This window comes from Asaia sp. Ae19-3 (genome assembly GCF_059801175.1).
Genome location: NZ_JBCHWF010000001.1, coordinates 1,060,171 through 1,079,725 on the forward strand (window position 1 = coordinate 1,060,171; position 19,555 = coordinate 1,079,725).

The following is a 19,555-nucleotide window of genomic DNA, read 5'->3' on the forward strand; positions in this document are numbered from 1 at the left end:
GGCACCGCATCAGGGCTTATTATTGAACGACGCATGTTCAGGGGTTAGCCCCGGCGCCCTGCCGGGCTATAGAACGGCCACGACGCTCTCAAGCTCAGGATGACACATGGCCCCCTCACCTTTTTCGCGCCTAGCGACGAAGCTCTTTCATGGTCTTGACCCGGAGGCTGCCCATGAGGCGGCAATCGAGACACTCGCTTTGGGTCTGGGTCCGACGGCGCCAAAGGACGTCCCTGCGCTTAGCACACGCTGCATGGGGCTGCGCTTTCCCAATCCTGTCGGCCTTGCCGCCGGGTTTGACAAGAATGCGCGCGCGCCGATGGGACTGGCCCGCATGGGATTTGGCCATGTGGAATGCGGAACCGTCACCCCGCGCCCGCAGGAGGGTAACCCCAAGCCCCGTCTGTTCCGCTTGACGGAAGATGCCGCCATCATCAACCGTATGGGGTTCAATGGCTGCGGTATCGAAAGTTTCACCCGGCGTATGGAGCGTTTCAGAACGCTTCAGGCCGGGCGTAACGCGGCGCTTCGCAGCGTGCCGGTCGGTGCCAATCTCGGCATCAACAAGATCGGCGCCCGCCCGCTGGAAGATTACCCGTATCTGGCGTCACGCGTCGCCCCTCTGGCCGACTACATCACCATCAATCTTTCCTCGCCCAACACGCCCGGCCTGCGAGACCTGCAAAGCGCATCAACGCTGAGGGACATCCTGCAGGCGATCACACGTGCCAATGCCAGTCTGCCCCCGCTTCTGGTCAAGCTGGCGCCGGATCTCGACCCCGATGCGCTGCCTGAGATCGTTGAAGCCGCCGTCGAGGGTGGAGCTGCCGGGCTGATTGTCAACAACACGACCATCAGCCGCCCTCACTCGTTGCGTTCACCCCTGGCAACCGAGACCGGAGGCCTTTCCGGGCGTCCCCTCGCCCAGCTTTCACTCCAGACGCTCAAGCGCGTCGTCCCGCTGGTTCAGGGACGGCTGGCCGTCATTTCCTGTGGTGGGATCGAGACGGGCTTTGATGTCTTCGAGCGGCTGCGGTCAGGTGCGGATATGGTGCAGATCTATACCGCGCTCATCTATCACGGCCCGGCGCTGGTCACGCGCATCAAGGCCGAGCTGCTGCAGGAAATCTACAAGGCCGGTTTTGACTCCGTCGACGACCTGAAATCTGCCAGGCACTGAGCGACTGCACGGCGTGTTGGAAAACCATGGGGCGGAAACACCGTTTCCATTCCCAGAACCAGAATTACAAAGAGAGGCGATCATCGGAATGTCAGCTTTGAAGAGGCAGCCAGCCCTCACTCTCATCTACGGGCTCTTCCTTATCCTCGCCCTTTCGATATCGTCGAAACCCTCTCTCGCGGCGCCACCCGGCAGCGCGGGCAGTAACACCCTCGTTCCGACTGCCGCCGATGGCTATGGCTGGACGACCGTCTCTGCAACGCTCAACCGGCAGATCACTTCGGCCCAGAACCGCCTGAAATATATCTACGGTCAGCTCAACAGAACGGACATCGCGCTGGGCAATGAAACATTGTCTTCCCTGTCCGATCAAATCGATGAGATCAGCGGCATCGCCCAGTCGATACAGACCCAGGCGGCTTCCTATCAGACCGTCTATCAAAGCTATCTCGAAATTATAGGGGCAAAGGTCGACGGAGAGAGCGCAACGATCGTCTCCCAGCGCAGCCGCCTTGAGGCCGTGCTTCAGGATATCAAATCCACCGTGACCCAGGGCAAGCTGCTCGGACTTCAGGCCAAGCAGGTACAGCTTGAAGTGCAGCGTCGCGGCACCGTCAGCCAGCAGGCGCTTCTCTCCGAGCGCATTGCCTCACCGCTTTCTCTCGGTTTCTGGCGCGACCTTGCGGGTGAAGGCCCCGATCTGGCGCTTACCTTCGCCCCGCCAGTGAATAACGGATATGCGGGAGTCCTCTACAACTGGCCTGCCACGCTGTTTTCCCTGATCGGCGTTTTCGTACTCACCGCATTGCTGGCGCGCCCCACCTTCTGGCTGTTCCGGCAGGCTGAGGGCAATATCGTCCGCCGCTTTACGGGCGACGTGCTTCCTGAGAACCACATTTCGTTTATTCCGGTCGCGCTCAGCGGCCTGATCTGCGGCATCATCATGTTCGTGGTCTGGGAGATCATCTCAAACGTCTTTTCGCTCGATGTCGGTCGCAGCCCTGTATTCGCCCATGGCATTGCCGGGATCATGCCTCTTTGCGGGTTCATTCTCGGGGCCGGTCTGCCCGCCCTGAGCCGTGCCACGGCTGTTGACGGTGCGGCTCAGCGCTCAGCGCGTGCCCTGTGGGGCGTCGACTGGTGCGTTTCGATTTTTGTTCTGCTGCAGACTCTGTTCGTCATTGTTGGCTTCGAAAACGCATTTCCTGTCACGGCGCGCCGTCTGGTCGAGGCTGTCTTCACCCTTTTGGTGGAAATTCTCTTCGTCTGGATGTGCAAGCGCCTGACACAACGCACCGACGCCCGTCTGGCCCCGGCCATCTATGGCATCGGCTGGCTTCTTCTGGTCATCAGTTCGGCAGCGATAGCGCTTGGTTATCTCGCCTTTGCCTTCGCCCTGGCCGTATGGGCCATCGCCCTTTCTGTCAGCTTCGCTTCTTTGATGCTTCTGTCGATCGCAATGAAGGAATTTACGTCGCGCACCTTCTCGGTGGGATCGCTGATCTCGCGACGTCTCTCCCATCTGGGCGTGCATTCCAATCGTGTTGCACAGTTTGGCGTGCTGCTTTCAGGCATCGTGAATATCGGGCTGATCATCATTTTTGCGGCCATCTGTCTTTCGGATGGCAGTCTGTGCATTCCGGTTGTCGCGGATCGCGTCCAGAGCCTGTTCGTCGGTCAGACGATCAATGGCGTGCAGTTTTCGCTCAATACGGCGGTCTATTGCATCATTATCCTTATCATCGCGTATTACGCGATCGGTGCGTTTACCCAGTGGCTTGAGAAGCGCCTCTTCCCGACGACAAATCTCGATATCGGCGCCCGCACCTCAATCCTGAATATCTTCAATTATGTTGCCTGGATTGCCGTTCTCCTTCTGGTGCTGTCGGAAGCAGGTGTGACGGTCAAGAACCTGACATGGGTTGTCAGTGCGCTCTCGGTCGGTATCGGTTTTGGTCTCCAGGCAATTGTTCAGAACTTCGTGTCCGGCGTAATTCTGCTTGCAGAGCGCCCCATACGTGTCGGTGATCTGATCGAACTGGGTGGCATCAAGGGCGACGTAAAGCGCATCAGTGTGCGCTCTACAGAGATCGGTCTCGGTGACGGCTCGACGATGATCGTGCCGAACTCGCAGTTCATCACCTCGGCGGTGCGTAACGCCACGCTGGGCACCTCGCTGAGTGCCGCCTCGGCGACCGTCACCATTTCGCCGCGCGCGGATGCCACGAAAGCTCAGCTCGCCCTCATGGACATGATGACCAAGCGACAGGATATCCTGCAAAATCCGCCGCCGGGGGTGGCCATTTCCGCGATCACCGAAACGGGTATTACGCTTGCCCTGTCGGCCAAGGTTTCGTCTGTTCGTGATGTGGGTGGCGTCACAAATGCCATCATGCTGGATGCCTACCGCGTTCTGCAGGAAGCCGGGCTCGAACTCGGGAAACCGTCCTGAAGCGTTAGGCGATAAAAAAGGGGGAGGAGCTCCGGCTCCTCCCCCTTTTTTTGACTAAACCACAGGATATGAAAACACTATCAGGCGGCGTGGTCGCGATCCATCAGGAAGCCGGTCACCAGTGATTTGAGCGGCGTCAGCTTTTCGGCAATTGCCAGCCCTGCCTTGCGCAGCGCCAGAGACGGCTTTGCGTCATGGGTATAGAGCGACGCGATACCATTGGTCGCAGCGAAAAGGGGTGCCGTTGCGCGCCGATGACGCTTTTCGAAGCCGCGCAGCACGCTCGCAGCACCGGGATCGCCCTCACCTCTGGCGATCTCCTCACAGAGTATCTCCTGCCCTCTCAGCCCAAGATTGAATCCGTGCGCCGTGATGGGGTGCATACCGACAGCCGCATCGCCAATCAAAGCCAGACGGGTGGTCTCGAAGCGATGGGCGAAAACCGTCTTGAGAGGATAAGTGCATCGTGCGCTCTCGAGGCTCATGCTGCCCAGACGGCTCTGCGTCCGGCGCGTGATGTCTGCATCGAACGCGTCTTTTTCCATCGCCTTGAGTATCGCGATTTCTTCAGGGTCGAGCGTCAGCACGAGAGAGGAAAGATGCCCTGGCAATCCGTCATCGGCCACGGGAAGCAACGCGATTGTCTGACCTTCGTCGAACCATTGCAGGGCGACGCCGTCATGTGGTTCCGGATGGCGCATGCGACAGACAAGGATCTCCTTGCCAAAATCATGCACGATTGCCCCGATGCCGCGCATCTGCCTGATACGGGAGAAACGACCATCAGCAGCAACAAGCAGGCTTGAACTGATCAGCCTGCCGTCATCCAGAAGAGTGATCGCCTCATCCCTGTTGCCTGAACTCGCGACGACGCCCTTGCCCGAAAGAATCGTGATCCGGTTTTCTTCGCGCACGGTTTCATACAATGCCGTGCGGATAAGGTGATTGGGCACGAGATAACCGAGCGCGTCAGACTTCTCCTGCGGTGCCCTGAAAAGCAGGGCTGCCGAGTTGTTAGCGGGGGCTTCCTGCCCGGTTTCGATCCGTGCGGTTATGAGCGGAGAAACGGACCCTGAGGGGATGCGGTCCCATACGGCATTCTGTTCCAGCCAGTCGCGTGAATGATGCGTAAGGGCGATTTCGCGCCCATCGAAGGAGGGTGAAGCAAGAACGGTTTCGGGCGCCGGATCGATAACGGCTACGCGCCAGCCAGCCTTGGCAAGGGAGAGAGCGCAGGCAAGACCCGCCGGCCCTGCACCGGCGACGGTAACGTCGTATTTCTCTGTCACTGATCTGCCCCGAATTTAACCGGCTCACCCTTATAGAAGCCCATATATTCCTCGATATCCGGGCGCTTGCTGCCCTGTACCGGCTTGTCTGGCGTGCCAACGAACAGGAAACCGGCAAGACGCTGGGAGTCCGTCAGCCCAAGGGCCTCACGGAAGCAGGGCTGACCGGCGAAATCGCTCGACACCCAGAATCCGCCAAAACCCTCCATATGGAGCGCATTGAGGACATTCATCACGCCCGCGCCAACGGACAATTCCTGCTCCTGGAGCGGGATCTTGCTCTCTGGATCAAGCGCCATCACGAGGCCAATCGTCATGGGCATTTCGGAAAAACGCTGGCGACGTTTGGCGATCTTCTTCTCAGGCACCTCGGGATCGGCGGAGATCATGGCCTTGATCACCTGCTCGGCAAATTCGACGCGATGTTTGCCCTTGATCACGATGTAGCGCCACGGCCTTATCTTGCCGTGATCGGGTGCCCTCAGTCCCGCCGAGAGAATGCGGGCAATCTGCGCCTTGTCTGGCGCAGGCGCGCTGAGATGATCAGTCGAGGCCCTGCTCAGCAGGACGTCAAGGGCGGAGGGGGATGCGTGCGCGCTGCTCATAGGCGATAGATGGCAAGTTCCCCTCCTCTCGCCAAGAGGCCATCGCGTATTCGCTTCGAATAGTTTATGGGAGAGATCATGACAGACGCCAGACAGTCCCGCATTCACCGCAAGACCGGTGAGACCGATATCTCCGTTTCCATTAATCTGGATGGCAGCGGCCAAGCCGAGCTCGATAGCGGGATAGGCTTTTTCGATCATATGCTGACGGCACTGGCCAAGCATGGCGGCTTCGATCTCGAAGTGCGCTGCCATGGCGACCTGCATGTCGATGGCCATCATACGGTAGAAGATATCGGCATTGCGCTTGGCAAGGCCTTTGCTCAGGCCCTTGGCGACAAGCGTGGCATCACCCGTTTCGGCCATGCTCTCGTGCCGCTCGATGAAGCACTTTGCGAAGTCGTGGTCGATATTTCCGGACGCCCCTATCTGGCATGGAACGTCAGTTTCGTGCGCGAGCGTATCGGCGAGATGGATACAGATCTCTTCGAGGAATTCTACCGCGCCTTTGCCATGGCAGCGTCCATCGCCCTGCATGTCACCTGCAAGGCTGGGCGCAATGCGCATCACATCGCCGAGAGTGGATTTAAGGCCTTTGCGCGTGCCCTGCGCATGGCTGTCGCGCTTGATCCGCGTGTCGCCGGAAGTGTGCCTTCGACCAAGGGGGTCTTGTGAATTATTATCAGGCCTATCGCGCACAGAATGATGCTGTTCCGTCCATGGTACGTCAGGGCTTTTACTGGCGGCTCATGATCCTGGGGCCTGTGGGGCTGCTTTTTTCGAAGTGCTGGATCTCATTTGCACTGACTGCCTGCCTCAATGTGCTTTTCGTCCATTTTGGTGGCCCCTATGGCTGGCCTGCAGCTCTGGGCGTCAATCTTGCTCTGGCGCTTTTCGGCGCAGAACTGATCGGTTGGGAAAAACGCCTCAAGGGCAGCGCCTCGGCAGGGCTCTGGCTCGGTCGGTCTGAGGCTGACGCGCAATTGCGCTTCGCAGACAAGATGCAGGCCTCATCATGAAAAAAATAGTCGTCATCGATTATGACGGGGGCAATCTGGCCTCGGCAGCACAAACCGCCCGTCACGTCGTCAAGGAAAAAGGCCTCTCAGCCGAGGTGGTCATTACCGGCGATCCTGAGACGGTGATGAGCGCTGATCATATCATTCTGCCCGGTCAGGGTGCCTTTGCTCATTGTGCCTCCGGCCTGCAAGGCGGCTTGCGAGAGGCGCTTGTCGAAGCGACGGACCGTGGAACGCCTTTCCTGGGTATATGCGTGGGCATGCAACTCATGGCGGAATGGGGGCTCGAGCATGGCCGCACCGCCGGGCTGGGCTGGATCAAGGGCGAAATTTCGAGAATGGATTTCGCGCTGGAAGCCGGTTTGCGCCTGCCGCATATGGGCTGGAATGTGCTCGAGTTCGAGCCCGGTGCGCATCATCTCACGGCTGGGCTGGAAAAAGGTGACCACGGCTATTTCGTCCATTCCTATGCGCTTACGGGTTGGGACGAGTCCGATATCGTGGCGACAGCAGACTATGGTGGCTCCGTTCCTGCCATCGTGGCACGTGGCAATCGTTGCGGTACACAGTTCCATGTCGAGAAGAGCCAGAAGACCGGGCTGACGATCATGGCCAATTTTCTGAGCTGGACCCCGTGACACGCATCGCAGAACGCCTCTCGCGCATCGATGACACCGATATGGCAGCGTTGTGCGAAATCACGACGGCGGCCATCATCGACGGGGGCGGCCTTGGCTGGCTGACACCGCCAGGTCGCGCTGTGCTGGAACGCTATTTCAACGGGCTTTTGCTCGTGCCGGAAACCCGGTTTTTTATCGTTCGTGACGAGAGCGGGCAGATACAGGGCTGCGCCCAGCTTCTGCGCCCCTCGCGCAACAATGAGGCGCAGGCCCAGACGGCCCAGATAAGGGGCTATTTCGTCGCCCCCTATATGCGCGGCCGCGGACTTGGCTTCGTTCTGGCTGATGCTGTGATCGCAGCGGCACGCGCCATGGGCTGTCGTGTTCTGAACTGCGAAGTGCCCGAAACCCAGTCCTCTGCTCTGGCCATGTTTCGCTCGCTGGGGTTCGAGCATTGGGGCACCCACCCTTATTACGCGCGAAGCCATGAAGGCACGATCAAGGGCCTGTTCATGACCAAGATCCTCGATCGGGTTGGCGCGGCGGCGAGACACAAGAAACCCACTGAGAAGGAAAGCAGCGTGGCGACCACCGACGCAAAACCGAACCGTCACCTGACCCTGTATCCCGCCATCGACCTCAAGGACGGTGCCTGCGTTAGACTGCGGCGCGGCGAGATGGATGACGCGACCGTCTATTCTGACAATCCGGCGGCGCAGGCCCTCGAATTCGCCCGCGCCGGATGCTCGCGCCTGCATGTGGTCGATCTCAACGGTGCCTTTGCCGGGCGCTCGGCTAATGGGGCGGCGGTCGAGGCGATCATTGCAGCGACTGATCTACCGGTTCAGCTGGGCGGCGGCATTCGCGATATGGCTGGCATCACGCGCTGGCTCGAGGCGGGGCTCGACCGTGTCATTCTTGGCTCTGTAGCCGTCAAGAATCCCGAACTGGTGCGCGAGGCCTGCAAGGCCTTCCCGGGTCGGATCGTGGCTGGCATCGACGCGAGACAAGGCCGTGTCGCAACGGAAGGCTGGGCAGAAGTGTCCGAGCTTAACGCACGTGATCTCGCGTTGCGTATGCAGGATGTCGGTGTCGCTGCGGTGATCTTTACCGAGATCACACGCGACGGCATGCTTGAAGGGCTCGACCTCGAGCAGACGGCCGATCTAGCGCGCAGACTCTCCATCCCCGTTATCGCGAGCGGTGGCGTTGGCTCGGCGCAGCATCTGCGCGATTTCCGCCAGGTCGCTCAGGATGTACCTGGCCTTGAAGGCGTTATCGTTGGTCGTGCCCTCTATGACGGGCGGGTTTCTCTGGCTGAGGCGCTCAGCATTCTCGAGGAGGTCTGATGCTCAAGCTGAGAGTAATTCCCTGCCTCGATGTGAAGGACGGACGCGTCGTCAAAGGGGTGAATTTCGTCTCTTTGCGGGACGCAGGCGATCCGGTCGAACAGGCTATCGTTTATGATGCCGCAGGCGCAGACGAACTGACCTTTCTCGATATCACCGCAAGCGTCGAAAATCGCGATACCATCTATGATGTCGTGCAACGCACGGCAGAGCGGGTTTTTCTTCCCCTGACGGTGGGGGGCGGCGTTCGAGCACCCGAAGATATGCGGCGCCTTCTGCTTGCTGGAGCCGATAAATGTGCAGTCAATTCCGCAGCTGTTGTTAATCCCGATCTGATTAACGAGTCTGCCAATCGCTTCGGCAGTCAGTGCGTGGTCGTGGCTATCGATGCGCGCTCTAACGGCAAGGGCGGCTGGGAGGTCTACACGAAGGGTGGTAGGCAGCCGACCGGAATCGATGCCGTTGCTTGGGCCAAAGACGCTCAGGCGCGTGGCGCAGGTGAAATCCTGCTGACGAGCATGGATCGCGACGGCACCGGCAAGGGGTTTGATCTGGATCTGCTGCGACGCGTCTGCGGTGAAATCACCATTCCCGTCGTCGCTTCAGGTGGCGTCGGCGCCCTCGATCATTTCGTCGAAGGTGCAAAGGCGGGTGCCAGTGGCCTTCTTGCCGCCAGCGTTTTTCATTTCGGCACGTTTGGCATAGCAGGCGTCAAGGCAGCGCTCGAGAACGCAGGCCTGCCAGTGCGACCGGGCAACTGACGACACAAGCATATCATTCGGAACAAGAGACGGATCACGATCATGGCGCTGGCAACAAAACGCACGACACGCAAGACTGACGAAAGCGCAGGCAAAAAGAGCGGCGCAAAGCGGTCGGAAACCAAGGCTGCGGCAAAGAAGTCACCCGCCAAAAAATCGTCCGGCAAGAAAGACGCTATCAAACTCGATGCCGTCGAAAGCACAACGGTAGATGCCCACGTGCTGGATCGTCTTTTCGAGACCGTAGAGTCACGCCGTGGCACTAATCCAGCTCTGAGCCACTCAGCCCGCCTTCTCTCTCGCGGAAGAAAGAAGATCGCGCAGAAATTTGGAGAAGAAGCGGTCGAATGCTTGATTGAGGCCGTCGCGGGAAAGCAGTCCGAGTTCATCAGTGAAAGTGCGGATGTGCTGTATCACCTGATCGTCATGTGGGTCGATGCAGGCGTGACGCCACAGGAAGTATGGCAGGAACTGCGTCGCCGTGAAGCGATGAGCGGTGTTGAGGAGAAAGCCTCGCGCCCAACGCAGGAAGGAGCCTGATCCATGACGGTCGACCTGCAAGCGCCTTATGATGTGAACAATATCTTCGCCAGGATTCTGCGCCGCGAGATCCCTGTCGATATTATCTATGAAGACGATTATGCCCTCGCCTTCCCTGATATCGCGCCTCAGGCGCCCATCCACGTCTTGATCATCCCTAAAGGCGCCTATGTCTCCTCAGCCGATTTCGGCGCGTCTGCAAGCGATGCAGAGATCGCCGGTCTGGCACGCGCTATCACGAAAGTCGCTGAAAACTTCGGGCTGTCGCATTCCGGATATCGCCTGATTTCCAACACCGGCCCCGATGCTGGCCAGGAAGTGCCGCATTATCACGTGCACCTCCTCGCTGGCGCGAAGCTCAGCGCAAAACTGATTAAAAAAACTTCCGAATAACCCCTTGCCGGGTGCGTATAAATGTCATAGAACGCACCTCGCCTCGTCCCATTCGTCTAGAGGCCTAGGACACCGCCCTCTCACGGCGGCAACAGGGGTTCGAATCCCCTATGGGACGCCAATCGCAAGTGACAGCCGCAGAAAACTGCCATTTCTGAGAAAAGTTTGACACTTTTTCAGATCGGTTTGACACTTGCCATTCTCTCCATAGCTTCTTTTGCGATGCGCTTTTGGTCGACGGCCTTCGTGTAACGCTGCACCTCAGACAGGCTTGCGTGGCCTGTGATGGCTGCGATCTGGTGCGTTGAGCACCCTGCCTCGGCCAATCGGCGTGCCGCCGCCTTGCGCAGGCCGTGAGGGCTCAGCCCTTCTGCTAAACCGGCCTCTTCGCGCCAGGCTTTGAATCGCATGTAGAATCCGTTTGCGGTAAACGCCTCCCCATCTTGCCGTTTCAGAAATGTGCCGCCCCCTGGCGTAAGCGCCAATTCAACCGCCAGATCGGGATGAATGGGGATCATCAGGGCTGCACCAGTCTTTTGCTGCACGACTGACACCCATCCGTCAGTGACGTGGCGCGAGCCCATGCGCACGACGTCACTGCGTCGCTGCCCGGTGAACAGCAGCAGTGCGAGCGCAAGCCGGGGAACAGAGCCGGAAGGCCACCGAGCGCAGAACTGCTCGATCTGATCGTCAGTCCAGGACTCTGCCCCTTCGGCTTTTTCCTTCAGCCTTTTGATGTTCCGCGCCGGGTTGTCAGGCCGCCATCCATCATCGACAGCATAATCAAACAGCATACGGAAAAGCTTGAGCCTGTGGTTCGCTGCGGCGGGGCGATCAGCAACTCGCGCGATGAAGCGGCGGATATTCCGTGGCTCGAAATCCACCACCAGATGCACCGCGTAATCGTCGGCCTGCATATGCGCCAGAATCCGGCGATAATTGGTTTGCGTGGTGGGGCTGAGCTGTCGGAAGTGCGGCGATATAAGCCACAAGCTGACAAGGGTTGCGAATGTTCGCGGGCCTTCCGTCATGACTCTAATCGGATCCGGCCGGGCGATTGACAGCGCCGCCTGGTAGGCTGCCAGAAATCCGGTGTCAGATATGTCAGGCAACGCGATGGGCTTCATGCCCTTGCGGCGCAGGTAATATCTCACCCGACCGTGTCGATCTTTGAACTTCTGAATGTATTTCAGTCGCAGAATGGTCAAGGCAGAGCATCAAGCGGATTAATCCGCGCCTCGATCATAGTTTCAGGTGCACGCTCGATGCCCGCCAGTCGGTCAATCCAGGCATCAAGGTCGTCACGCAGCCAGGCCACGCGCCCCGCCACAGGATGCAGCTTTCTGCACCAAGGGGCGACCTCGTTACGGAATGACGAGACCGATAGGCCAACATAGCGGGCGGCATCTTCGGTTCTCAGAAGTCGTGGTGACATCGCCGTTACTCCTGCGCTCGCGTGTGTTGTGGAGCATCCCCCAGGACAATTGCTGATACCTCTTCTCGGGTCATTGCATAGGCTCTCGCCAGACGGCCAAGGCTTTCGATTGTCAGGCCCCGCCTCCCATGCTCCCATTCCACAATTTGCCGCACAGAGAACCCGCTTGCGTGGGCGCACTCATCAAGCGTCCAGCCTCGATTTTCACGCGCCGCTAGGACAGCCCAGCCACGCTGTAGGCTGGGGCAAGCCGTTATCCCATGCCGGGGCCCCTGCCTTGATGCGCACAGACCGCCCGTTGCTTCATCTGGCGCGGTCATCGGTGCGATCCGATCAGGTAGTGCAGCCTGTAGGCTGCTTTTTGCTGCATCATTTCCAGAATGGTTGAACTGACATTCTGCCAGCCATAGCGCCGACCGGGCATGGTGTAGGCGGTGCGGGCCGAGAGTTCGGCCATGAGTTCTAGCCGGTCTTGCGGTGTCAGCTCATGCCGGCTGCATGTGGCCTCGATTTCGGCTGAGGCGGCTTCGTAGGCTCGACGCTTGGCTATCGCACGATCATTCATTGGATAACCCCCCTATGTGCGGCGGTGATGGCGAGCGAGCGCAGGGCGTTCAGCTGGGCCATGTGTGCGGGCGGCGTGATGCAGCGCCGGTGCCTGGCGAGCAGTTCCGCCAGATCATGCGCGGTCGCGTCGGCGCTTTTCTGCCAGGCGGCGGCGCATTCGGGCGGGCGTCCCTCGCTCGAGCGCCGATAGGCGAACCGCCAACGGTGGAAAAGGTCCAGGGCGTTTTCCCGGTCGGGCGCGGGCAGATTGGCGATTGCCAGCGTAAAGGTCCGTTCTGTCATGCTGCAGAACTGGCATATCATGGCGATACCCTCCCCGTGTTCACACGTGGAGTACCTTGCGGACGGTATTGGCTCGGGGCTGACAAAGACTTCAGAATTTCTGCGGTGCATATCAGCATTGGTCTAGCTCCATCGTAACTTTACGACGACAAACGCTATCGTCGTTACGACGACCATGCAAGACATTTTATCGTCGTTACGACGACTATGGGGTAAAATCCGTGCTCCACAATGGAATTGTCTGTCTCGGTGGTGACCTTCGACAAAGGACCTGGCATCACGACAAATTATTTCATGGTCGCAATTACTTATCGGACAAGATATTGCGGCGTGGCAATCTTTAAGTGTATTTTACAAGAAATTAACATAGAAGCGGGGGAAACCGCATGATCCGTTATTTCAAGGTTCCGCAGAAACTGGGGTTAAAAAGCGGGAAAATTCCTCGCTGCCCCTCTGCATCAATTGTGGATTTTCGAGCGCTATATGAACCGCAAGCTCAACCGGCATCGCGGATGACATCAGACCGCGGTATAGCCAATCAAGAGTGCAGCCAGTCAGATCACAAAAGCGCACAATGAATAATTCGTCCGGATAGTTCCGACCCTTGATATATCCGTTGACTTGTTGCGATGAGACGCCCAACCGGCGTGCCAAGTCGGCCTGCGAGATACCGTAAGCACTTACAGCCGCCACAAGTCTCTCGCGCACAGCGTCTTTAAGATCTGTCGATTTAGGTGCCTTGACGTGAGCCATATACGCATTATGGCGAACGCAAGATGTTAATCCATAAAGCATACGACACTTGCTTTTATCGTCGTTACGACGATATGCTTCTGTCATGCAGTCCTCCAAAACCCTAATTGAATATTTGGGCGGTGTCCGATCGGTCGCTGAGAAGCTCAGCTACCCTTGGAAAAGCGTCCATAACTGGACTCGACCAGGACGGGGTATCCCATCACGGGTGTGGCCGCAGTTGATCAGAATTGGCCACGTTCAACAGGTGGAAATTACCCTCGAGTTGCTTGAGAGCCTCTCGGCTAATCCATCAAACGAAATCCCGTCTTACGATGCATCTGAAGATGGGACCGGAGCATCTTCGTATCACCTTAATTCCTTTAATCCGGTCGATGCGGGCGGTCCTGAACACGAACGTTCGGACATATGTCCGAGGCTCTACTCGCCAAAAGGCCCCGAACAATGAACGTCAGTCAGCTCAAGACTGCTACGCAGGCCGTCATCAAGATTGTGGGCGGGGTGGAAGCCTCGGCCTGCATCACACGCGTGAGTGCAGTACAACTTTCTAACTATCAGCGTCGGGATAATCCTCTGGTGGTGCCCGTCGATATCGCCGTTGAGCTCGATGCCTGTGCACAGCAGCCCATTATCCTGAGCGTAATGGCCTCGCAGCTGGGCTACACTCTCCTGCCCATCGATCTGGGCGAGGGCTGCGCCGCCACCTCAATGGCCGAGGTGTGCAGCACTGTGGGCGAGACCATGAGCGCCACCATGAAGGCGTTATCTGACGGCCACATAGACCAGCACGAGGCAATCGACTTGGCGCACCGGCTGAACAACATCATTCGCGTGACGTCCATCGCCCTGCAAAACATGCAAAGCCTGGCCTATCCCGAGCGTGGCAAAGCCGCCGCGCCCGCTGACGCCGCAGCAGATGTGGGGCGTAGCAGGCCAAGGGGGGCGCGATGACACCCCCTGCCCCATCGCCCGGCGTGTCGGGAATCCCGACCACGTTTGATCGTGACGCGGTGCCGTCCATGGCCTTTCTCAAGGTACTGCCAGCTGAACAACGCGGCGTGTTTCATGCGTTGCTCGATGCGCTGAAATCCGCCCGCAGTACGGCCTTTCGCATTGGGTGCCAGGCGCTCGATGAAGGCCAGATTGCACAGATGGCGTGCGAGCGGGTCGAGGTGCTGGTGCGCGTGCTCCCGGCGCTTCAGCTGGGCGGTTTCATGCTTCAGGATCATGACGAGGCCTGGTACAGCCCGCATCTGGTGGAACGCGCCATACGACGCGCCGAGCGGGCGCAGGCCCGGGCAGAACAGGCGCAGCGGCTTGAGGCATTCCATGAACGGCAGGAAGCAGGCGAGTTCGCCCCGACCGCCAGCGTCAAGGCCATGACCTCGCGTGACAACGCGGCCAAGGGGGGCCGCCCGCGCAAGGGCGAAACCCCCGAGGAAGCCAAGGACAGACGCGCTCATGAGGCCGTGCAGCAGCGGGAAATGCGCCTGCTTGCGCCCGTGGCTTCGGCACCGATGCGGGAAACCGAAAACCAAAACCGGTTTTCAAAAGCGGTTTTGGTTTCGGGCGATTTAGGTTTTGAAACTGAAACCCCGGTTTTCGTAGATCTAGAATCAGAGAAACATATATCCCCTTCTAATTCTGAATCTACGAAACCCGAGGAAACCGAAACCGCGAAACCTGATGCGGCGGTTTCCGAGCCCCTGATTGCCCAAACCGTGGCGCGGGTCATGAAGCTGGGCAAGCTGCCAGAGAGCCAGGCAGGCTTTGCCAAGAGCATTTGCGGGCGGTTCCTGCGTGATGGCGTTCCGGCTGATGCACTGGTTGAGGCGGTCGGGCGTCATACTGCGAAAATGGCCCTGAATGGCGACATCCCGCAGAAAATGGGCGTGTTCAAAAAGCCCATCGAACAGTTCTGGGCCGAATATCAGGCCGGTTGCATTGAACCCGAGCCCGAACAGGCAACCTCGCGTGAGGCGTGGGAAGCGCGGGCCCTGGCCGAGTATGCCAGGGGGATGGAGATCTGGCGCGATGCATTCAGCCATCACCGCGATTTCACCGCCGTCACGCGGGCTTGGCCCGAATTGGCCGCCAAGCACGGCCTGCCTTCCTGCCCGTTCGATAAAGAGGCTTATCTTGACTGGCATCGGCCCCGCGTTTGCGCCGCGTGACCGGCGAGCATAGCCCTGCCCTGTTTTCCCATTCGCCACGCTGCGCCAAAGAATGGGCCTGACGTGGCGTTTTGCGCCCTGGGACAGAAACCCCCAGGCCTGACAAGCCCAGCGCCCTGGCGCAGGCCGCTCTGTCAGCCGATGAAGAAAAGCAACACCACACAAGTGGACTGCCCATGACGACCAGAAACCAGGCGCAAACGCCCCTGAGCGAAAACATCATCCCCATGCTGGGCGCATGGGCTGACCGATTCACCATGACGACCGAGGGCAAAGGAAAAGAGCAATTCGACGTTATGCGCCGTGGCGTGGGGCTATACAGCCTCTTGCATAGTGGCACGATTACGCAACGCCATGTCGAGGCCGCGCAAAGCTGGGCGCGTGACGTTGAAACCGGTATCATGGGGGCCGCCGATCCTGAGCGGCGCTCGACCGGACAAGGCACGCTTGAGGATATGCTGATTGCACGATCAGCCGCCGTGACGCGCTGCGAAAGCGTGCGCCGCAACCTGGGCCGCTATGCCGCCGATTTGCTCGTGCTCCTGGTGCTCGACGGCCTGCCCGTGTCACGCATTGCCAAGATTTACGGGAGAAGCCGCCACAACGTGGCCGGAGCTGTTTCGCTCCTGCTGGACCAGTTGTGCGATTACTACGACACCACGCCTGCACCGCAGTGATTATAGATGATTTATCTCATTTATAAATGACGGGTTAGCAGGACGCGGGAGCCACCAATAATGAAGATCTGATATTAGGGATCGAACGGTAGATCTGACGTCAAACCTCCTGGATGCGTCGCTGATAATGAGAGAGTACCGAGTCCGCTCCCTGATCAGAGAAAACTTTAGCCATGCCTGCCGCAGCTCTAGCCCCAGCGCTGGCGGCGCGAGCAATCACCGTTTGCTCATAAGACTGGATGGCAGCGATCTCGCCTCCCTGTGTTAGAGCTTTTGCGAGGTCGAGCGCATCGGCCAGGGCAAGATTTACTCCCTCGCCACTAAATGGAGACATGAGATGGGCTGCATCGCCCAGCAGTGAGACCGCAGGATGCGTAATCCATTTCGCACCAATTGGCATGGCGTAGAGGGGGCGAATACCGAGAAAGTCGCCTTCGCTGATCAGTCTTTTCAGATCCGGCGACCATGAAGAGAAATACCGCGCCATTTGAGCTCGTGCATCCGCTGGCGATGCATCGCGCAGGGCTAGCGCTGCACCTTCGGTCATGCGCATACCCGCATAGAAGCGGATGTGTCCCCCACCATTGCGCTGCAATATCAGGGCACGGTTATTACCCACTGCAAACATCTTGCCGTGACCGACAAGGGCTGCCGCGGCGGGGTCACGTTTCTCTTCAAAGCCGAGTTCGAGAAAGACGACACCTTCGTAAACAGGTCTAATATCTGTGAGGAAAGAGCGAACATGCGACCATGCCCCGTCTGCGCCGATCACGATATCAAAACGCTCTGAACCGTTTCCGCAGAGAACCGAGACTTCCCCATCCTCGAAGGTGATTGCGTTGATGCGTTGGCCCCAGCGCACGACGCCGGGTTCCAGTGATTCCAGCAAGATACGCCGTAGATCGCCCCGGTCGATTTCGGGACGATTGGCGCCGTGACCGTCATGTTCGAATATCAAGCGTCCGTTCTCATCATAAAGACGGTCACCTTGATCCTCGGGGCGTGCGCAAGCCATGAAAGCTGCTTCGAGACCGGCGGCCTGCATCGCTTTTTGACCCGTTTCATCGTGCAGATCGAGTGATCCGCCCTGAGGTCTCTCTGTTGCATGTGCATCACGTTCGAGGACAGTAACGTTCATTCCCTGTCGCTTCAGCAAACGGGCCAGCAGCAGCCCACCCGGGCCGCCACCAACGATTCCGATACGCTTATCCATTGCCTTGATCGCCCTCACAAATTACATAGGAAGCTATATATTAAATATAGGATGCTATGCAATGCCAAATGCCCCATGGAACCCACTTGATCATGCAGGGCACTATCTCAGTCGTATCGGGCGTGGCCTGACCCGTATTGGTGATGCGCGACTCCGTGCACTTGGCCTTGCGTCTGCGCAACTACCGGTACTTTCCATGCTGCAAAACGGCGAGCGGCGCACGCAGAAGGAACTGGCAACTTTGGCAAAGGTCGAGCAGCCAACCATGGCGCAATTACTGTCACGAATGGAGCGCGACGGTTTGGTCCGGCGCGAGCCGGATCCCGAAGATCGACGCAGCACACTTATCTCACTGACTGAGCTTGCGCTCGAGCGCTTACCTGCGGGGCGAGAGGTGCTGCGCCAGGGTAACGCCGATATGACGAGGGGGCTAACAGCGGAGGAGAAGAAGACGCTGGTCTCCCTACTGAGACGCGTACTCGAGAATGTTGAAGCGCTTTGATTATCGACGCCGTCGAGCGTGAACTTGCATTTCATACGGCCCGTTTTAGGGAGTTTGGCTCGTGGCAAGCCTACTCTGCTCGGTTGCGCACTCTATGCGATCCTGAGAACGCTGAACCGAAATAGTAAATCAGGCATAGCTCACTACGACTATAGAAATTCTGTTGACGTGTTACAGCAACCGACAGTAAACTTCTAAGCTCTCCGCAGGCGTGTGACCGATGAAGGTCCACGCCTTTTTTATTGGCGTTCGCGTCCCTCCATAAAAGCAAATCACAATGCACGTTCCTGTAGCTGCAAGCGCGGGCGATGTGTGCTGTTCGGGTGCCCGGCACTTCTATGTGCTGGCGGTTACAGGCATGCGGGCGCTTTGCGTGCCCGTGATCCTTCACCGAACGGAAATCCATCGCGCAGATGTGCCTGTCTTGAACGGGCCATGTGAAAATTCCGGCTCCCGCATCGGCTTGATGGTCATTCGATGCACGGGCGAGTGCTGGCGCGATAATCGCTGGGACAGCCGCATTATGCGGCCCGCCCCGGCGATCATGCGAAAAATCCTGGCCTGCCTTGGCCGGGACCGGCAAGCCCGAGCGATGGAGGCAACGCCCCCAGGGCTTTACCGCTCGACCCTTTTGCATGGGCCAAAGCTTGGCGGGTGCGGTCGCAGGCGAGGCGGGCCGCCTTCGGAATGACCCGGAAAAGCCGCCATGATAACGCGGGATTATCTGTCAGCCCCTATCGGGCAGGACGCCAGATAACCCGCCTGCACCCCTCATAACCCGCCAGATAATACCTGTTATCTGGCGGTTTTCAGACCCCGGCAAAGGGGTGGAAAAACAATTAAATCAATATCTTGTCGGAGAGTTGGGGCAATGGCACCACCTACGGACGTGAAAAGGCCCCGTATCTCTGACGATGACCGCCTCACAAATATGTGGCTCCACAACCGATCAGCGAACACGGCGCGGGCCTATCGTGCGGACCTTTCCGCATTCCGCAGCTGGGCGGGCAAACCGCTGGCCGAGGTGGTGCTTGATGACCTTCAGGCCTGGTTCGACAGCCTGCCCGGTTCGGATGCCACACGCCGCCGCAAGCTGGCCTCGGTCAAATCCGCCCTCGCCTTCGGGCTGCGTGTCGGTTTTTTTGACGCAGATGTAGGCGCGGCGCTGCGCGTGGAGCGCGGGCGTGATCGTCTGAGTGAACGGATTCTGACTGAGGAAGATGTAAGGCGCATCATCGACGGCGAGCCTTGCCCGCGAAAACGGCTGGCGCTTCGCGTCCTGTATTTCATGGGGCTGCGCATTTCGGAAACGTGCGGCCTCACATGGCGAGACATGACACGGCGACAGCAAGGAGGCGTGGCCTCTGTTTGCGGCAAGGGCAACAAGACGCGTCATGTGTCTGTGCCCGCGAAGCTGTGGAAAGAGCTCATGACCGCGAGGGCTGGCGGCTGGCGTCCTGATACGCCGGTCGTCCCCGGTCATGATGGATGCCCGCTTCACTTGAGCGCGGCGCACCGCCTCGTGAAGCGGGCAACGAAACGCGCCGGACTGCCTGACGCCTCGGCGCACTGGTTCCGCCATGCGCACGCCTCCCACGCGCTCGACAATGGCGCACCGGCCCATGTGGTGCAGCAAACGCTGGGGCACGCCGACCTCAAAACGACGACGCGTTACGCTCATGTTCGTGAGGGTGACGGCGGCGCGAATTACCTCAAGGACTGACGCCCCATGATGCGGCGGCGG

At 58.9% G+C, this 19,555-nt stretch carries 23 protein-coding genes and 1 tRNA gene; 15 read left to right on the forward strand and 9 right to left on the reverse strand.

All coding sequences use genetic code 11. The features are described 5' to 3' along the window. The first annotated feature begins 106 nt into the window (after window positions 1-106). On the forward strand, window positions 107-1,180 hold the full coding sequence (locus tag AAID99_RS04535; protein WP_188426485.1) for a quinone-dependent dihydroorotate dehydrogenase: 1,074 nt from the start codon (window positions 107-109) through the stop codon (window positions 1,178-1,180). Window positions 1,181-1,268: 88 nt separating this feature from the next. Next, window positions 1,269-3,632: a mechanosensitive ion channel domain-containing protein gene (locus AAID99_RS04540; protein WP_498493260.1), complete on the forward strand. Its 2,364-nt coding sequence runs from the start codon at window positions 1,269-1,271 to the stop codon at window positions 3,630-3,632. An 80-nt stretch (window positions 3,633-3,712) separates the two neighbouring features. Here AAID99_RS04540 and ubiM read toward each other — a convergent pair whose 3' ends face one another. Both ubiM and AAID99_RS04550 read right to left on the reverse strand, forming a co-directional pair. Next, window positions 3,713-4,921, reverse strand: coding sequence for a 5-demethoxyubiquinol-8 5-hydroxylase UbiM (gene ubiM / locus AAID99_RS04545; protein WP_498493261.1), 1,209 nt, complete (start codon window positions 4,919-4,921; stop codon window positions 3,713-3,715). Next, window positions 4,918-5,526: a nitroreductase family protein gene (locus AAID99_RS04550; RefSeq protein WP_498493262.1), complete on the reverse strand. Its 609-nt coding sequence runs from the start codon at window positions 5,524-5,526 to the stop codon at window positions 4,918-4,920. The genes ubiM and AAID99_RS04550 overlap by 4 nt, the downstream gene beginning before the upstream one ends. Before the next feature lie 78 nt (window positions 5,527-5,604). Between AAID99_RS04550 and hisB the strand changes: the two genes are divergently transcribed. From hisB to AAID99_RS04590, 8 genes are all read left to right on the forward strand, one after another. Next, window positions 5,605-6,201 carry an imidazoleglycerol-phosphate dehydratase HisB gene (gene hisB, locus AAID99_RS04555; RefSeq protein WP_188426481.1) on the forward strand — a complete coding sequence of 199 codons (597 nt, stop codon included), beginning with the start codon at window positions 5,605-5,607 and terminating at the stop codon, window positions 6,199-6,201. Next, window positions 6,198-6,545: a hypothetical protein gene (locus tag AAID99_RS04560; protein WP_498493263.1), complete on the forward strand. Its 348-nt coding sequence runs from the start codon at window positions 6,198-6,200 to the stop codon at window positions 6,543-6,545. The genes hisB and AAID99_RS04560 overlap by 4 nt, the downstream gene beginning before the upstream one ends. Next, window positions 6,542-7,183, forward strand: a complete 642-nt coding sequence (gene hisH / locus AAID99_RS04565; protein WP_498493264.1) for an imidazole glycerol phosphate synthase subunit HisH — start codon at window positions 6,542-6,544, stop codon at window positions 7,181-7,183. The genes AAID99_RS04560 and hisH overlap by 4 nt, the downstream gene beginning before the upstream one ends. A 41-nt stretch (window positions 7,184-7,224) precedes the next feature. Then, window positions 7,225-8,514: a 1-(5-phosphoribosyl)-5-[(5-phosphoribosylamino)methylideneamino]imidazole-4-carboxamide isomerase gene (hisA, locus tag AAID99_RS04570; RefSeq protein ID WP_498494258.1), complete on the forward strand. Its 1,290-nt coding sequence runs from the start codon at window positions 7,225-7,227 to the stop codon at window positions 8,512-8,514. Then, complete coding sequence (hisF, locus tag AAID99_RS04575) at window positions 8,514-9,275, forward strand: imidazole glycerol phosphate synthase subunit HisF (RefSeq protein ID WP_498493265.1); 762 nt, start codon at window positions 8,514-8,516, stop codon at window positions 9,273-9,275. Before hisA ends, hisF begins: the two co-directional genes overlap by 1 nt. 42 nt (window positions 9,276-9,317) lie before the next feature. Continuing rightward, the gene (locus tag AAID99_RS04580; protein WP_188426477.1) at window positions 9,318-9,815 is read left to right on the forward strand and encodes a phosphoribosyl-ATP diphosphatase; all 498 of its coding nucleotides are present in this window, start codon (window positions 9,318-9,320) and stop codon (window positions 9,813-9,815) included. A 3-nt stretch (window positions 9,816-9,818) separates the two neighbouring features. Further along, window positions 9,819-10,208: a histidine triad nucleotide-binding protein gene (locus AAID99_RS04585; protein ID WP_498493266.1), complete on the forward strand. Its 390-nt coding sequence runs from the start codon at window positions 9,819-9,821 to the stop codon at window positions 10,206-10,208. A 45-nt stretch (window positions 10,209-10,253) separates the two neighbouring features. Continuing rightward, window positions 10,254-10,329: transfer RNA gene (locus tag AAID99_RS04590), tRNA-Glu, on the forward strand. Window positions 10,330-10,384: 55 nt separating this feature from the next. On the opposite strand, the gene AAID99_RS04595 is transcribed toward AAID99_RS04590, so the two are convergent. From AAID99_RS04595 to AAID99_RS04620, 6 genes are all read right to left on the reverse strand, one after another. Beyond that, window positions 10,385-11,362 carry a site-specific integrase gene (locus AAID99_RS04595; RefSeq protein WP_498493267.1) on the reverse strand — a complete coding sequence of 326 codons (978 nt, stop codon included), beginning with the start codon at window positions 11,360-11,362 and terminating at the stop codon, window positions 10,385-10,387. Between the two features lie 50 nt (window positions 11,363-11,412). Then, window positions 11,413-11,643, reverse strand: coding sequence for a helix-turn-helix transcriptional regulator (locus AAID99_RS04600; RefSeq protein WP_498493268.1), 231 nt, complete (start codon window positions 11,641-11,643; stop codon window positions 11,413-11,415). Window positions 11,644-11,648: 5 nt separating this feature from the next. Beyond that, window positions 11,649-11,963: a helix-turn-helix domain-containing protein gene (locus tag AAID99_RS04605; RefSeq protein WP_498493269.1), complete on the reverse strand. Its 315-nt coding sequence runs from the start codon at window positions 11,961-11,963 to the stop codon at window positions 11,649-11,651. Next, complete coding sequence (locus tag AAID99_RS04610) at window positions 11,960-12,208, reverse strand: hypothetical protein (RefSeq protein ID WP_498493270.1); 249 nt, start codon at window positions 12,206-12,208, stop codon at window positions 11,960-11,962. Before AAID99_RS04610 ends, AAID99_RS04605 begins: the two co-directional genes overlap by 4 nt. After that, a complete protein-coding gene (locus tag AAID99_RS04615) occupies window positions 12,205-12,492 on the reverse strand; it encodes a hypothetical protein (protein ID WP_498493271.1) in 288 nt (95 codons plus the stop codon). The genes AAID99_RS04610 and AAID99_RS04615 overlap by 4 nt, the downstream gene beginning before the upstream one ends. Before the next feature lie 399 nt (window positions 12,493-12,891). After that, window positions 12,892-13,332: a helix-turn-helix domain-containing protein gene (locus tag AAID99_RS04620; RefSeq protein WP_498493272.1), complete on the reverse strand. Its 441-nt coding sequence runs from the start codon at window positions 13,330-13,332 to the stop codon at window positions 12,892-12,894. Between the two features lie 357 nt (window positions 13,333-13,689). Here AAID99_RS04620 and AAID99_RS04625 point away from each other — a divergent pair, with 357 nt between their 5' ends. From AAID99_RS04625 to AAID99_RS04635, 3 genes are all read left to right on the forward strand, one after another. Next, window positions 13,690-14,196 carry a phage regulatory CII family protein gene (locus AAID99_RS04625; protein WP_498493273.1) on the forward strand — a complete coding sequence of 169 codons (507 nt, stop codon included), beginning with the start codon at window positions 13,690-13,692 and terminating at the stop codon, window positions 14,194-14,196. Continuing rightward, window positions 14,193-15,419 carry a hypothetical protein gene (locus AAID99_RS04630; RefSeq protein ID WP_498493274.1) on the forward strand — a complete coding sequence of 409 codons (1,227 nt, stop codon included), beginning with the start codon at window positions 14,193-14,195 and terminating at the stop codon, window positions 15,417-15,419. The genes AAID99_RS04625 and AAID99_RS04630 overlap by 4 nt, the downstream gene beginning before the upstream one ends. A gap of 176 nt (window positions 15,420-15,595) precedes the next feature. After that, a complete protein-coding gene (locus tag AAID99_RS04635) occupies window positions 15,596-16,096 on the forward strand; it encodes a hypothetical protein (RefSeq protein ID WP_498493275.1) in 501 nt (166 codons plus the stop codon). 100 nt (window positions 16,097-16,196) lie between these two features. Here the strand turns inward: AAID99_RS04635 and AAID99_RS04640 are convergent, their stop codons facing one another. Further along, window positions 16,197-17,327 carry an FAD-dependent oxidoreductase gene (locus tag AAID99_RS04640; RefSeq protein WP_498493276.1) on the reverse strand — a complete coding sequence of 377 codons (1,131 nt, stop codon included), beginning with the start codon at window positions 17,325-17,327 and terminating at the stop codon, window positions 16,197-16,199. A 43-nt stretch (window positions 17,328-17,370) separates the two neighbouring features. Here AAID99_RS04640 and AAID99_RS04645 point away from each other — a divergent pair, with 43 nt between their 5' ends. Both AAID99_RS04645 and AAID99_RS04650 read left to right on the forward strand, forming a co-directional pair. After that, complete coding sequence (locus AAID99_RS04645) at window positions 17,371-17,811, forward strand: MarR family winged helix-turn-helix transcriptional regulator (protein ID WP_309680162.1); 441 nt, start codon at window positions 17,371-17,373, stop codon at window positions 17,809-17,811. 931 nt (window positions 17,812-18,742) lie between these two features. Continuing rightward, a complete protein-coding gene (locus tag AAID99_RS04650) occupies window positions 18,743-19,534 on the forward strand; it encodes a tyrosine-type recombinase/integrase (RefSeq protein WP_498493277.1) in 792 nt (263 codons plus the stop codon). Window positions 19,535-19,555: the final 21 nt, after the last annotated feature.

What these genes read in the sequence shown, in the direction of transcription:
- AAID99_RS04645 (WP_309680162.1), top strand. Translation starts at nt 17,371, where the DNA reads ATGCCAAATGCCCCATGGAACCCACTTGATCATGCAGGGCACTATCTC.
- AAID99_RS04630 (WP_498493274.1), top strand. Translation starts at nt 14,193, where the DNA reads ATGACACCCCCTGCCCCATCGCCCGGCGTGTCGGGAATCCCGACCACG.
- AAID99_RS04650 (WP_498493277.1), top strand. Translation starts at nt 18,743, where the DNA reads ATGTGGCTCCACAACCGATCAGCGAACACGGCGCGGGCCTATCGTGCG.
- AAID99_RS04585 (WP_498493266.1), top strand. Translation starts at nt 9,819, where the DNA reads ATGACGGTCGACCTGCAAGCGCCTTATGATGTGAACAATATCTTCGCC.
- AAID99_RS04625 (WP_498493273.1), top strand. Translation starts at nt 13,690, where the DNA reads ATGAACGTCAGTCAGCTCAAGACTGCTACGCAGGCCGTCATCAAGATT.
- AAID99_RS04540 (WP_498493260.1), top strand. Translation starts at nt 1,269, where the DNA reads ATGTCAGCTTTGAAGAGGCAGCCAGCCCTCACTCTCATCTACGGGCTC.
- AAID99_RS04610 (WP_498493270.1), bottom strand. Translation starts at nt 12,208, where the DNA reads ATGAATGATCGTGCGATAGCCAAGCGTCGAGCCTACGAAGCCGCCTCA.
- hisF (WP_498493265.1), top strand. Translation starts at nt 8,514, where the DNA reads ATGCTCAAGCTGAGAGTAATTCCCTGCCTCGATGTGAAGGACGGACGC.
- AAID99_RS04550 (WP_498493262.1), bottom strand. Translation starts at nt 5,526, where the DNA reads ATGAGCAGCGCGCACGCATCCCCCTCCGCCCTTGACGTCCTGCTGAGC.
- AAID99_RS04535 (WP_188426485.1), top strand. Translation starts at nt 107, where the DNA reads ATGGCCCCCTCACCTTTTTCGCGCCTAGCGACGAAGCTCTTTCATGGT.
- hisH (WP_498493264.1), top strand. Translation starts at nt 6,542, where the DNA reads ATGAAAAAAATAGTCGTCATCGATTATGACGGGGGCAATCTGGCCTCG.
- hisB (WP_188426481.1), top strand. Translation starts at nt 5,605, where the DNA reads ATGACAGACGCCAGACAGTCCCGCATTCACCGCAAGACCGGTGAGACC.
- AAID99_RS04620 (WP_498493272.1), bottom strand. Translation starts at nt 13,332, where the DNA reads ATGACAGAAGCATATCGTCGTAACGACGATAAAAGCAAGTGTCGTATG.
- AAID99_RS04615 (WP_498493271.1), bottom strand. Translation starts at nt 12,492, where the DNA reads ATGACAGAACGGACCTTTACGCTGGCAATCGCCAATCTGCCCGCGCCC.
- AAID99_RS04605 (WP_498493269.1), bottom strand. Translation starts at nt 11,963, where the DNA reads ATGACCGCGCCAGATGAAGCAACGGGCGGTCTGTGCGCATCAAGGCAG.
- hisA (WP_498494258.1), top strand. Translation starts at nt 7,225, where the DNA reads ATGGCAGCGTTGTGCGAAATCACGACGGCGGCCATCATCGACGGGGGC.
- AAID99_RS04580 (WP_188426477.1), top strand. Translation starts at nt 9,318, where the DNA reads ATGGCGCTGGCAACAAAACGCACGACACGCAAGACTGACGAAAGCGCA.
- AAID99_RS04600 (WP_498493268.1), bottom strand. Translation starts at nt 11,643, where the DNA reads ATGTCACCACGACTTCTGAGAACCGAAGATGCCGCCCGCTATGTTGGC.
- AAID99_RS04635 (WP_498493275.1), top strand. Translation starts at nt 15,596, where the DNA reads ATGACGACCAGAAACCAGGCGCAAACGCCCCTGAGCGAAAACATCATC.